11 protein-coding genes are annotated in these 12839 nt (G+C 73.1%); 7 read left to right on the top strand and 4 right to left on the bottom strand.

Annotated elements, in window-relative coordinates; all coding sequences use genetic code 11:
• Positions 1–640 precede the first annotated feature (640 nt).
• From VR894_RS08125 to VR894_RS08110, 4 genes are all read left to right on the top strand, one after another.
• Positions 641–2752, top strand: a complete 2112-nt coding sequence (locus tag VR894_RS08125; RefSeq protein WP_324650877.1) for a glycoside hydrolase family 3 protein — start codon at positions 641–643, stop codon at positions 2750–2752.
• Positions 2753–3068: 316 nt separating this feature from the next.
• Positions 3069–4403, top strand: coding sequence for a betaine/proline/choline family ABC transporter ATP-binding protein (locus VR894_RS08120; protein ID WP_416380827.1), 1335 nt, complete (start codon positions 3069–3071; stop codon positions 4401–4403).
• A complete protein-coding gene (locus VR894_RS08115) occupies positions 4400–5272 on the top strand; it encodes a proline/glycine betaine ABC transporter permease (protein ID WP_324650875.1) in 873 nt (290 codons plus the stop codon). The genes VR894_RS08120 and VR894_RS08115 overlap by 4 nt, the downstream gene beginning before the upstream one ends.
• 85 nt (positions 5273–5357) lie before the next feature.
• Complete coding sequence (locus tag VR894_RS08110; RefSeq protein ID WP_324650874.1) at positions 5358–6299, top strand: glycine betaine ABC transporter substrate-binding protein; 942 nt, start codon at positions 5358–5360, stop codon at positions 6297–6299.
• A 73-nt stretch (positions 6300–6372) separates the two neighbouring features.
• On the opposite strand, the gene VR894_RS08105 is transcribed toward VR894_RS08110, so the two are convergent.
• Positions 6373–6972 carry a TetR family transcriptional regulator gene (locus VR894_RS08105; RefSeq protein WP_324650873.1) on the bottom strand — a complete coding sequence of 200 codons (600 nt, stop codon included), beginning with the start codon at positions 6970–6972 and terminating at the stop codon, positions 6373–6375.
• A 93-nt stretch (positions 6973–7065) separates the two neighbouring features.
• Between VR894_RS08105 and VR894_RS08100 the strand changes: the two genes are divergently transcribed.
• Positions 7066–7476 (top strand): VOC family protein, encoded by a 411-nt coding sequence (locus tag VR894_RS08100; protein ID WP_324650872.1) that lies wholly within the window; start codon positions 7066–7068, stop codon positions 7474–7476.
• A gap of 86 nt (positions 7477–7562) precedes the next feature.
• Positions 7563–9641 carry an acyltransferase family protein gene (locus VR894_RS08095; RefSeq protein WP_324650871.1) on the top strand — a complete coding sequence of 693 codons (2079 nt, stop codon included), beginning with the start codon at positions 7563–7565 and terminating at the stop codon, positions 9639–9641.
• A 7-nt stretch (positions 9642–9648) separates the two neighbouring features.
• Here the strand turns inward: VR894_RS08095 and VR894_RS08090 are convergent, their stop codons facing one another.
• Positions 9649–9855 (bottom strand): hypothetical protein, encoded by a 207-nt coding sequence (locus tag VR894_RS08090; RefSeq protein ID WP_324650870.1) that lies wholly within the window; start codon positions 9853–9855, stop codon positions 9649–9651.
• Positions 9856–9910: 55 nt separating this feature from the next.
• Positions 9911–10327, bottom strand: coding sequence for a DUF3499 domain-containing protein (locus VR894_RS08085; RefSeq protein WP_416380826.1), 417 nt, complete (start codon positions 10325–10327; stop codon positions 9911–9913).
• Between the two features lie 237 nt (positions 10328–10564).
• On the opposite strand from VR894_RS08085, the gene VR894_RS08080 reads away from it, so the two are divergent.
• The gene (locus tag VR894_RS08080; RefSeq protein WP_324650868.1) at positions 10565–10999 is read left to right on the top strand and encodes a metallopeptidase family protein; all 435 of its coding nucleotides are present in this window, start codon (positions 10565–10567) and stop codon (positions 10997–10999) included.
• On the opposite strand, the gene VR894_RS08075 is transcribed toward VR894_RS08080, so the two are convergent.
• Positions 11000–12784, bottom strand: coding sequence for a glycosyl hydrolase family 28-related protein (locus tag VR894_RS08075; protein ID WP_324650867.1), 1785 nt, complete (start codon positions 12782–12784; stop codon positions 11000–11002).
• Positions 12785–12839 lie beyond the last annotated feature (55 nt).

Genomic DNA, 12839 nt, shown 5'->3' with positions numbered 1-12839 from the left:
GCGGGGGGACCGCGGACCTGACCGTGGCCTACGGCCGCGCCGGTGACGAGGTCTACGTCGGGGACTGGGACGGCGACAGCACCGACACCCTGGGGGTGCGCCGCACCCCATAACACCCGGGCACACCCGGGCGCACGCAAGGCCCCGCACCACACCAGGTGCGGGGCCTTGCCGCGCCTGAGGCAGAACCCGAACCCTTCGCCGACAGCGGAGTTGTTGCACCGTCAGGCGACCAGCGGTGGCGGTGTGGCAGAACCCTTCGCCGACAGCGGAGTTGTTGCGCCCTCAGGCCACCAGGGGTGGAGGTGAGGGCGAACCCTCGCCGACAGCGGAGTTGTTGCGCCTTCAGGCGACCAGGGGCGGGCGCCGCACCGGGTGCAACGACTCCGCTCTCGGCGAGCAGGGAGACGTGCCGCGCCCGGTGCAACAACTCCGCTCTCGGCGAGCAGGGGGACGTGCCGCGCCGGGTGCAACAACTCCGCTCACGGCGACCAGGGGGACGTGCCGCGGCGGGTGCAACAACTCCGCTCTCGGCGACCAGCGGGGGAGGCGCCGCGCCGGGTGCAACAACTCCGCTCTCGGCGAGGGGGTGGGGCCGCGTACCGTGGGACCGCCAGCGTCCCCGTCCCAGGCAAGGCCGATGACTCTTCCCCACGCCCTCGGCGCCGCACTCGTGGCGCTCTCCCTCCTTCCGGCCGCACCCGGCACCGCGCCGGCAGGCTCGCCGGACGTCGCCGCGGTCGTGGCGGGCATGAGCGAGGACGAGCTCATCGGCCAGATGACCTGGACCCACGTCTACGGCTCCACCGCTGACGACACGTCGATGGCCGCCGAGAACCGCGCCCGCTACGGCGTCGACACGCCGGCCGAGGTCGTCGAGAAGTACGGGCTCGGCGGCGTCCTCTACTTCGCCTGGGCGGGCAACACCGACAGTCCCGAGCAGGTCGCCGAGCTCTCCGCGGGCCTGCAGGACGCCGCGGCGGCGAGCTCCGGGGTGCCGCTGGCGATCACGGTCGACCAGGAGGGCGGCGAGGTCTCACGGATCGGGCCGCCCGCGACGACGTTGCCCGGGGGCATGGCGCTCGGCGCCACCTTCGACCCAGAGCTCGCTCGGGCCCAGGGTGAGGTGCTCGGCACCGAGCTCGCCGCGATGGGGGTCAACGTCGACTTCGCGCCCGTCGCCGACCTCAACACCAACCCAGCCAACCCGGTCATCGGCCTGCGCTCCCCCGGCGCCGACCCCGACGTCGTCGCCGAGCTCACCGCCGCCCAGGTCGAGGGGCTGCAGTCCCAGCACGTCGCCGCCGCGGCCAAGCACTTCCCCGGGCACGGGGACACAGACGTCGACTCCCACACCGGGCTGCCCGTCGTCGCGGGCGACGCGCTGGAGACGCACCTCGAGCCCTTCCGCGGCGCCATCGAGGCCGGCGTCGACATCATCATGTCGGCCCACATCGTCGTCGAGTCCCTCGACCCCGAGCTGCCCGGCACCCTGTCCCCGCGCGTGCTCACCGACCTCCTGCGCGGAGAGCTCGGCTACACCGGCCTGGTCACCACCGACGCCCTGGACATGGCGGCCCTCAAGCAGCTGCCCGGCAACCCGCTCGACGACGGTGACATCGCCGTCCTGGCGATCCAGGCCGGCTCCGACATCCACCTCGACTCCCCCGACGTCGACGCCGCCTTCGCCGGCATCAGGGCCGCGCTGGACTCCGGGGACCTCACCCGCGAGCGCCTCGAGGAGTCGGTGACCCGGATCCTGGAGTGGAAGGCCGCCCGCGGGATCTGGGACGGCGGGACGCAGCCCGGGCTCGACGTCGTCGGGAGCGCCGACCACCGCGCCACCGCGACGGCGATCTCCGAGCGGGCCGCGACGATGCTGCGCAACGAGGCCGACGTGCTCCCGCTCGACCCGGCCACCGACCGGATCCTCGTCGTGGGAGCCGGGTCGGCCTGGCCGGAACGGCTCACGCCCCTGCTCGAGGCCGAGGGGTTCGCGGCCGCCGAGCTCCTCGAGAGCGGTGACAGCCCCGGCGCCGGATACCGTTCGGCGGCTGCCGCTGCGGCCGCGGACGCCGACGCCGTCGTCGTCGCCGTCGACGCCCTGCGGGTCAACCCGGCGCAGCAGGCACTGGTCGCCGACCTCGCCGCCGGTCCGGTGCCCGTCGTCACCGTCCTGGCCGGCACGCCCTACGACCTCGCGGCCGTCCCGGACGGCGTCGCCGGCACGCTCGCCTCCTACGGCGCCGCCACGGTGAACTTCGAGGGCGTCGCCGCCGTCGTCTCCGGGCGCGTGGCACCGACGGGTCGCCTGCCCGTCGAGGTCACCGCCCCCGATGGCTCCGTCGTCGCCGAGCTCGGCTTCGGCCTCCGCACCACCACCGAGGTGACGCCCGCGGAGGTCGCGTTCGCCGACCCGCCCGGCACGGAGGACGACGTCGTCACGGTTCCCGACGTCGACGGCGTCACCTACCTCCTCGACGGTGAGTCCGTCGGTGCGGGCGACCACCGCGCGGCGGGGCGCGTCGTCGTCACGGCCCAGGCGGACGAGGGCTTCCACCTCGCGATGGGAGCGACGGCCCGCTGGGAGCACGTCTTCGACCCCGCCGGCGCCACTGCCGCGCCGAGCGAGCCCGCTACCGGGACGGGGACGGGCTCGCTGCTGCCCACACTGCTGGCCGTCGCGGCCGCTGCCGTGGTCGCGACGCTCGTGCTCACGGGCCTGCGGAGGCGCCGGCGCCGCGCGCGATGAGGGTGTGACCCGTGTCCGCGGTGTGCGTCACACGAACGCGTGAGGTAGGGTCGCCGCCGCGTTGCATCAGTCACAGTTCAGTAACGATCCCGCTTCAGGTAAAGCCGCAGGTCAGAGTGTCGAATCGACCAGTCGAGGACGGTCCCGGACGGCCTCGCGGACAGGTCAAGTACTCGCCAAGGACCGGGATCGGTGGCATGGTGGTTGGCCGCCCCCCTTCCCATCCGTAGTTTGCGATGCCCACCGACAGGTGCGGCGATCGTGAGCGGCCGCGGCGCCCGGCGTCGCGACCAACCCGAGCCGCTGTGAGGTGAGCGTGAGCGCACTACGCGCAGAGAACGTGTACAAGGTGTTCGGGCGCCGGTCCCAGGAGGCCGTCCGTCGCCTCCGTGCCGGTGCCACCCGCGAGGAGATCAAGCAGCTGGGGACCGCCGCCGTCATCGACGCCTCCTTTGAGGTCAAGCAGGGTGAGACCTTCGTCGTCATGGGCCTGTCCGGCTCGGGCAAGTCCACCCTCATCCGGATGCTCAACGGGCTGCTGACCCCCACGGCGGGCACCGTCCGCATCGGTGACGCCAGCGTCACCGACGTCTCCCCGTCCGAGCTGCGGCAGCTGCGCCGCACCCGCGTGTCGATGGTCTTCCAGCACTTCGCGTTGCTGCCGCACCGCACGGTGCTCGACAACGTCGCCTACCCGCAGGAGATCCGCGGGATGAACAAGGCGGACCGCGTGGCCAAGGCGAAGGAGTCGATCGCCATGACCGGCCTGGCGGGCTGGGAGGACTCCCTGCCTGCGCAGCTGTCCGGAGGCATGCGACAGCGGGTGGGTCTTGCCCGCGCCCTCGCCGCCGACACCGAGATCCTGCTGATGGACGAGGCGTTCTCCGCCCTCGACCCGCTCATCCGACGGGAGATGCAGGAACAGCTCGTCGAACTGCAGGCCAAGCTCGGCAAGACGATCATCTTCATCACCCACGACCTCAACGAGGCCATGTTCCTCGGCGACCGGATCGCCGTCATGCGCGACGGCAGGATCGTCCAGATCGACACCGCCGAGCGGATCCTCGCCCGCCCGGCAGACGAGTACGTCGCCAAGTTCATCGCCGACGTCGACCGGTCCCGCGTCATCACCGCCGGTGCACTCATGCGCCGCCCGATCTCCGTCGTCCAGCTCGGCGGCGGGCCCGGCGTCGCGCTGCGGGAGCTCGACAACACCCAGGGCACGGCCGCGTACGTCGTCGACCGCCGCCGGGTGCTCCAGGGGACCGTCCACGACACCGACCTGCTCGCCGCGCAGCGACGAGGGGACGCGACGCTGGAGCAGGTCGTGCGACCGGACACGTCCGCAGTGTCGCCGGACACGCCGCTGTCGGAGATGTTCGCCCCGGCCGCCGAGGCCAGGCTGCCGCTCGCGGTGACGGACGAGGACGGCCGGCTGGTCGGCGTCGTCCCCCGCGTGACGATGCTCGAGGCGATGGTGCCGCCGGACTCCCCCGACAGCACGGCGGGTCCGGACCCCGTCGCGACACAGTCGCCCGACGCTGCTGGCGCCCCACCCGGGTCCTCCCCGGCCGGCGCCTCCGGCGGCAACGAGGCACTGTCCTCCACCCCCGTGAACGACGAGTCCTCCGTAGAGGGTGAGAAGCGATGAACGACGAGCTCCTCTTCCGTATCCCGCTCGGCAGCTGGGCGCAGTCCTTCGTCTCCTGGCTCACCTCCACCCTGGACGGGTTCTTCTCGTTCATCGGCTCCCTCATGGAGGGGCTGTACGACATCCTCGGGCTGGTGCTGGGCGAGCCCCCGTTCTGGATCATCGCCCTGGTGCTGGCGGCCGCCGCCTACGTCGCCAAGAACTGGACGCTCGCCGTCGGATCGCTGATCGGCTTCGCGTTCATCTACGGTGTGGACCAGTGGGACAACGCCATGGCGTCCCTCGCGCTGGTCGTGGTGGCCAGCCTCATCGCCGTCGTGGTGGGCGTGCCGCTCGGTATCTGGGCCGCCCGCAACAGCAAGGTCTCCGCCGGCCTGCGCCCCGTGCTGGACTTCCTCCAGACCATGCCGGCCTTCGTCTACCTCATCCCGGCGGTCGTCCTCTTCAGCCTGGGTGTCGTGCCCGGCGTCGTGGCCACCATCCTCTTCGCGGTCGCGCCCGGCGTGCGGTTCACCGAGCTGGGCATCCGCCAGGTGGACGCCGAGGTCGTCGAGGCCGGCCACGCCTTCGGCGCCAAGCCGGGGCGCATCCTGCGCCAGATCCAGATCCCGCTGGCCATGCCGACCATCATGGGCGGCATCAACCAGGTGATCATGCTCTCCCTGTCCATGGTCGTCATCGCCGGCATGGTCGGCGCCCCGGGACTGGGCCGGCCGGTGGTCGAGTCGCTGCAGCGCGTCGACATCGGACTGGGCGTCGAGGCCGGCCTGTCCGTCGTGATCCTGGCGATGTACCTCGACCGTGTCACCGCGGCCCTGGGCAGCCGCTCCAAGGTCTCCCGGGCCGCGAAGGCCAAGGCGGCCCGCTGAGCCACCTCGGCGCGCCAGCGCCGGTTTCCTGACCTGCCGTCACGGCAACACAACGAGCGGCAACGCTCACGGAAGGATGAAGACAATGCGAACGATGCGACGTCGCGGAAGTGCTGGAATTGCAGCCACCGCAGCCCTTGCCCTGACCCTGGCCGCCTGCGGCTCGGACACCGGCAACGAGGAGGAGCCGGACGCCGGCGGCGGTGACGAGACCACCGCGGCCGCTGACGGCGGCACCGGCGGCACCATCACCATCGGCGTCCACAACGGGTGGCCCGAGGGTGAGGCCGTCTCCTACCTCTGGGCCCACATCCTCGAGGAGCAGGGCTACACCGTGGAGATGGAGTACGCCGACGCCGGCCCGGTGTTCACCGCGCTGGCCCAGGGCGACCTCGACCTCAACTTCGACACCTGGCTGCCGATCACGCACGCCGACTACCTCGAGCAGTACGGCGACAGCTGGGTCGACCTGGGCGCGTGGAACGACGAGGCCAGCCTCACCATCGCGGTGAACGAGGACGCGCCGATCGAGTCGCTCACCGAGCTGGCGGACAACGCCGATGCCTTCGGCGGTCAGCTCGTCGGCATCGAGTCCGGTGCCGGACTGACCCGGATCACGCAGGACGAGGTCATCCCGACCTACGGCCTGGAGGACATGAACTTCCTCATCTCCTCCACCCCGGCCATGCTCGCCGAGCTCGACGGCGCCATCGCCAGCGGCGAGAACGTCGTCGTGACCCTGTGGCGTCCGCACTGGGCGTACAACGAGTACCCGATCCGCGACCTCGAGGACCCCGAGGGTGCGCTCGGCGCGACCGAGTCGATGCACACCATGGCCCACGAGAGCTTCCCGGAGGAGTTCCCCGAGGTGGTCGAGTGGATCGAGGGCTGGACCCTGTCCAACGACGAGCTCTACGAGCTCGAGAACATCATGTTCAACGTGAACGCGGGCGAGAACCAGGCCGCGTCGGTCGACGAGTGGCTCGAGGCCAACCCGGGCTACGTCGATGAGATCGTCGGCGGCTGACCGCTGAGCCGACCGCGACGATAGTCGCCACGACGGCCCCGCACCCGACCGGGTGACGGGGCCGTCGTCGTCCCTACGCCCGCGCGCCCACCCGCAGGGAGGCGAGCATGCGGCGCAGCACGCCCCACGCCTCCTCCACCCCGCGCTGCGGGTCCGGCAGGGTGGCCGCCCACAGCGCGGCCTCGTTCATCGCACCGGACAGCAGCGCCTGGGTGGCGTCGACCGGGCCGACCGCGATGACGCCCCGGTCCGCGAGCTCGCGGAGGACGTCCCCGAGCATCCGGCCGGAGTTCGCGGCGTCCGCCCCGCGCCACGCGTCCCAGCCGAGCATCCGCGGCGCGTCGACGAGCAGGACCTGCCGGACCGCGGGCGCGACCGCTGCCTCGAGGAAGGCGCGGCAGCCCCTCTCCAGCGACTCCCACGGGTCAGGGACGTCCGCCGTCGCGGCGTCGATCGCCGCGGCGACGGTCGCCTGGACCTGGTCGTGGACCGCCGAGAACACGCCCTGCCTGCTGCCGAAGTGGTGGTAGACGGCGCCGCGCGTGACACCGGCGACACGCGCGATCTCCTCGAGCCCGACCCCGTCGGCCCCCCGCGTGGCGAACAGCGCGAGCGCCGCGCCGAGGATCGCCTGCCGCGTCGCCTCCGTCTGCTCCCTCGTGGTCCGTGCCACCGCATCCTCCTTCGTCGGGCCTTGCCCCACTTTACCGACACGGTGTATGAATAGCTTCGTTACGTACAGGGTGTACGTAAAGGAAGGACAGCTATGGCGACGACGAGCATCTACCCCGTCCTCATGGTCGACGACGTCGCGGGAGCCGCCGACTTCTTCCGCGACCACCTCGGCTTCACGACGACCTTCGCGGCCGACTGGTACATCAGCCTGCGGCACGGCACGTGGGAGCTCGCACTGCTCGACGCAGCGCACCCGACGGTGCCGGACCGGTGGCGGGGCGCCCGGGCACAGGGCGTGCTCGTCAACGTCGAGGTCGACGACGTCGACTCCGTGTACCGGCGGCTGGTGGAGCACGGGCCGCTCGAGGCCGTCCTCCCCCTGCGGTCGGAGGCCTTCGGGCAGCGGCACTTCATCGTCGAGGGTCCGGCCGGCGCCCTCGTCGACGTCATCACCCCGATCGAGCCGGACGAGTCGTTCGCCGCGCAGTTCTCCGGGGCCTGAGGGCCACGTCACGTCGTACAGTGGTCGCGCCGTGGCCGTGACCGCTCGCGAGCACGACCCTCCCCCGAGTGCCCGAGAGGTCCCGCATGGCCGCAGCCACAACGCCCGTCGCGGCACCGACGACCGTCCGTGCACCGCGCTTCCGGGGCGACATCCAGGGCCTGCGTGCCGTCGCGGTGCTGCTCGTCCTGGGCTACCACGCCGGGGTGCCCCTCCTGTCCGGCGGGTACGTCGGCGTCGACGTCTTCTTCGTCATCTCCGGGTTCCTCATCACCGGGCTCACCGTCCGGGAGCTCGAGCAGACCGGCCGCCTGAGCCTGCGCGGTTTCTACGCCCGCCGGGCCAGGCGGCTGCTGCCCGCGACGGCGGTCGTGTTCACCGCCGTCACCGTCCTCACCCTGGTCGCCCTCCCGGTGACCCGCTGGCGGGAGATCGCCGGCGACGTCGCCGCGAGCGCCGTCTACCTCGTCAACTGGCGCCTCGCCGACCGCTCGATCGACTACCTGGCCTCGGGCTCGGCGGCCAGCCCGCTGCAGCACTTCTGGTCGCTGGCCATCGAGGAGCAGTTCTACATCGTGTGGCCGGTGCTCATCGTGGCCCTGTTCTGGCGGTGGCGCCGCGGCAGCATGACCCGCCGCCTGCTGGTGGGCCTGCTCGCGATCGCGCTGCCCTCGCTCGTGTGGTCCGTCCACCTGACGGCGACGAACCCCGGCGCCGCCTACTTCGTCACCACCACCCGGCTGTGGGAGATGGCGATCGGCGCGCTGCTGGCCGTGCTCGCCGTGCACACCGAGCGCATCCGGCGCGCCGTCCGGATCACCCTCGGGTGGGCCGGTCTGGTGGCGATCGGCTACGCGGCGGTCAGCTTCGACGCCGGGACCGCCTTCCCCGGAGCGGCGGCCCTGGTGCCGACGCTCGGGGCGGCAGCGGTGCTCCTCGCGGGGACGGGGGACGGCCGTGGTGAGCTCCGGGCGCTGACCGCGGCGCCGATGCAGCACGTGGGCGCGCTGTCCTACTCGTTGTACCTGTGGCACTGGCCGCTGCTCGTCGCCGCCACCGCGGTGTGGGGGGAGGACGACGGCGCACTCGGCCTGCCGACGGCACTCGCCGTCGTCGCGGCGTCGGGCGTCCCCGCGTGGCTCACCTACCGCCTGGTCGAGCGCCCCTTCCACCGGTCCGGGCGCCTGCGGGTGCCGTGGCGCGCGGCGGTCCTCGCCACGGCGTGCATCGGGGTCGGCCTGGCCGGGGCAGCCCTGCTCACCCACCAGGCGGATCGCAGGAGCACGCCGGCAGCCGAGGAGGCACCCGGTGCGGCCGCCCTGGGTGCGGACCCCGCCGAGGACGCGGTCGAGCCGGTGGAGGAGGTCACCGAGCTGACGCCGTCGCTCGTCGACGCCCCCGAGGACGTCGCCGACGTCTACGGCGACCGCTGCCACCAGAACCAGCGCAGGGCCGAGGTCGCGTCGTGCGTGTACGGCGACGCGAGCTCGGCCACGGTGGTGGCGCTCGTCGGTGACTCGCACGCCGCGCACTGGCAGCCTGCACTCGAGGTGCTCGCCGAGGCGAACGGGTGGCGGCTGGAGACGTACACGAAGTCCGGCTGCCTCTTCGGCGACACCACCGTGTGGAACGAGAACAGCGACGAGCCGTACGCGAGCTGCACGGCGTGGCAGGCCACCCTCCTCGACCAGCTGACCACCCAGCTGCCCGACGCCGTCGTCTTCTCCAGCGGCCCCTACCGGGTGCCCGCCGACGGGGCGCCGCTGACCCCGGAGGAGTCCCTGCCCACCGTGACGGAGGCGGTCGCGGCGAACTGGCGGGCGCTCGAGGATGCCGGGGTCGACGTGCTCACCATCGCGGACACGCCGTGGTGGGACGAGGACGTCCCCGAGTGCGTCGCCGAGCACCCCGACGACCTGGGTGAGTGCGCCGTGTCCCGGCAGGACGCGACGGCCCGGTCAGGCGCGGCGATGCAGCGGGCGGCCGCCGCGCTCGTCCCGGAGGCGGACCTCATGGACGTCACCGAGTTCATCTGCCCGCTCGAGGAGTGCGTGCCGGTCGTCGGAGGGGTCCTCACCTACAGCGACTCCCACCACCTCACGGCGACGTACTCACGGACCCTCGCGCCGCGCATCGAGGACGCGGTCGCCCGGCTCCTGCGCTGAGCACGGGTCAGACCCGGCGCGCCTCGTCGGCGAGGAGGACGGGAACGCCGTCCCGCACGGGGTAGGCCAGCGTCGTGTCCGGGTCGGTCGAGACGAGCTCGGGTGACCCGTCCGGCCCGGTGCCCTCGACGAGCTCGGCGCCCGTCACGGGGCACCTCAGGATGTCCCGCACCCAGGGCTCGATCGTCGCCGGGCGGTCCTGCGCAGCGCTCATCCGGTGCTTCCCCTCCCTGCGTGCCTCGTGGCACGCGTGGTCCAGGGTAGTCGGGTCAGTCGGCCTCGCCGCGCAGCACCCTGAGGTGGCCGCGGCGGCCGAGCTCGGGCTCGGGAAGCCGGTGCGTGACCGGGGCGGGCGCCGCGCTGCCCGGCCGGGACGCGGGAACCGCGGGCCCGGGCCGGGACCGGGAGGCCTCACGGACGGCGTCGGCGAGGGCCTCGATGTCGTCGGGGCTGGGCGGCGCGGCGACGAACTCCGTCGCCAGCCGGACGACCTCCCACCCCCGCGGCGCCGTGAGCCGGTGGGCGTGCTCCTCGCACAGGTCGTAGGAGTGCGGCTCGGACTGGGTGGCCAGCGGGCCGAGCACGGCCGTGGAGTCCGCGTAGACGTAGGTGAGGGTGGCCACGGCCGGACGGGCGCAGGCTGCACGCGTGCAGTGGCGGGAGGCTCTCACGCCCCGACCGTACATCCTCGCGCCCACACGGCCCCGCGGGCCACGCCGAACGCCTCACCGCTGCCGCCCGGGCCGCCCGGACCTCCCAGCAGCCGGCCACCGACGCTCGCGCCAGAGGCGCTCCGTCCGGCACCTGCGTCGCCGACGCTCGGTCCCACCCCTCCGGCGCGAGTGGACGCCGTCCGTCCGGGAGGACGCGGCGGCGGGCGCGGGTGCGGGCGCAGGGGCCCGCCGTGCGCTTAGCATCGGGGTGTGCACGACCCCCTCCTCCCGGCGATCCCGCCGCGCCGCGCGGCACGCCGGCGTGACCGGCGCGGGCGCGGCCTCCGCGGCCCGCTGGTGCCTCCGACCCTCCCGGGCTGGCGGACGCGCAGCGAGGAGTTCGACGACGCCGTCCTCGCCGCCGTCGAACGGCTGGAGAAGCGGTGGGGCAGGCGCCTGTCGTCGGTGGAGTTCGGGGTCGAGGAGGTCCCGCCGTCGGACCCGAGCCCGTGGGAGCACGACGCCGTCGCCCTGGGCCGCTACTTCCCGGCCGACCCGCCCGCCGGGCTCGCCGACCGCATCGTCCTGTACCGGCGGCCGATCCAGTCACGCTGCGAGGACTCGGCCGAGGTCGCCCTGCTGGTCGAGGAGGTCGTCCGCGAGCAGGTCGCCCACCTCCTCGGCCGCGACCCAGAGGACCTCTGACTACTCCCGGCGCCTCCCGACGACGACCAGTGCACCAGCACCGGCCGCGCCGGCCAGCACCACGACACTGGTGACGACAAGGGCGGCCGGCACGCCGTCGTCCTCCTCGGCCACCGGCGGAACCTGTCCCTGTCCGCGTGTTCGCCGCTCGAGCTGGTCGAGGTACAGGGAGCGCGGCTCGAGGTGCTCGCCGTCGCCCACGTGCTCGACCCAGTCGCGGGGCTCGGTGCCGTCGCCACCGGGGTTCTCCACGCTCGCGCAGGCCCCCGACCCGCTCGTGCCGATGACGTAGCCACAGCCGAGCTGCTGGGTGCGCGCGAGCCGGCCGCGCGTGCAGTCCTCGCCCGAGACGTTCCACATGACGCTCTCGGTGCCGCTGTGGGCGTGGTCGCTCGCCTCCCGGTAGACCATCTCGAGCGTGTCCCCGTCCACCACGACGTTGTCGAAGAGGTTGGCCGCACTGAGGTGACGGTGGAGCTCGGTGGCCTTGTCGCCGTCGACGGACCGGCTGTCGAGCACGACGTTGCCGGTGGCCTGGACCGCCTGGACGAGGTAGTTGTGCCGTCCGCCCTCCGCGGAGGAGTCGCGTACCAAGGTGTCGCTGCCCATGAGGTGGACGAGGTAGCCGTTGCCACCGGCGCCGCGGTACTGGGGGTGGCGCAGGTCGACCTCCTGAATCGTGATGTTCCTCGAGTAGCGCACGTAGATGCCGACCGAGAGGAGGTGGACGTCGTCGTCGTTCTCCGGCGGACGGAAGGAGCGGACACCGTCGACCCACCCGTCCACGACGTCGTTGAACGCGATGGCACTGGCCTGGTGCGCCTGGTGGCCGCTCGTCCCGCGACGCCCGTGATCGTCCTCGGCGTCCTCCTCCGGCCGGTCGCTCTGCCGCATGCCGATGGCAAGGTCCGCCACACCGCTGCCGGTCACCGGCTCGCGGACGTGGTGCAGTCGCAGCCCGTCCCGGCGCAGCATGGGGTAGCGCGTGGGGATGTCGACCTCCACGGTCCTGGCCGCCTCGTCCGCCGCGGTGACCCGGCGGTGGTAGACGAGGCCGACGAGCGTGTCGGGCTTCCACCGCTGGTCGGCGGCCACCGGGTGCTCCTCGAGCCAGGCCTCGGTGGTGTCGGCTCGCAGGACGACCCAGTCGCCGACGGAGAAGCCGGCCGCGTCGGTGACGTGCAGGGTGCGGGTGGGCTCGCGGACGTCCTGGGTGAGCGCGACCGCGCCCGTCGTGGCGTCGTCGTGCCAGCTGCGCCAGTCGGACCGGTCCGGCCCGACGAGGACGACCGCCCGTTGGCGCATGTCACCAGCCTCCGCGTTGTACAGGCGGGTGCGTCCGGGTCCGTCACCGCGGAGCAGGACGCCGTCGTACGGGATGTGCAGGACGGCGCGGGAGCCGTCCGGTGGTTCCACCCGGTAGGTGCCCTTCGGCAGATGGACGGTACCGCCGCCGGCGGCACCGACGTCGTCGATCGCCGCCTGGATCGCCACCGTCGCGTCCTCGTCACCGCTCGGGTCGGCCCCGTACGGCGGCCGCGTCACGTCGAGCACCGGTCCGGTGACGGTGGCCGGGACGTCTTCTCCGTACCGGTACCCGGCGTAGGAGAAGTCGTGGAGGAAGCGGCCCTCGTCATCGGCCCTGCCGGGCACCCAGTCGGGCGGGTAGAGCTCACTGCGCACCGCGTCGTCGGCCGTCACCGGCGGCGCAGCCAGCAGCACCAGCAGCAGCCAGGCTCCTGCAGCGGCTCGCGTCGTGACCCGCCAGGCGGCAGCTCCAGCCATCGCATCCCCCGTCGCCGTCGCCCCTCAGCGTAGGACGCGCGCTCGGCGACAGCCC

This window comes from Georgenia sp. H159 (genome assembly GCF_035607575.1).
Lineage (GTDB): Bacteria > Actinomycetota > Actinomycetes > Actinomycetales > Actinomycetaceae > Oceanitalea.
This window is presented reverse-complemented; position numbering and strand designations above follow the sequence as displayed.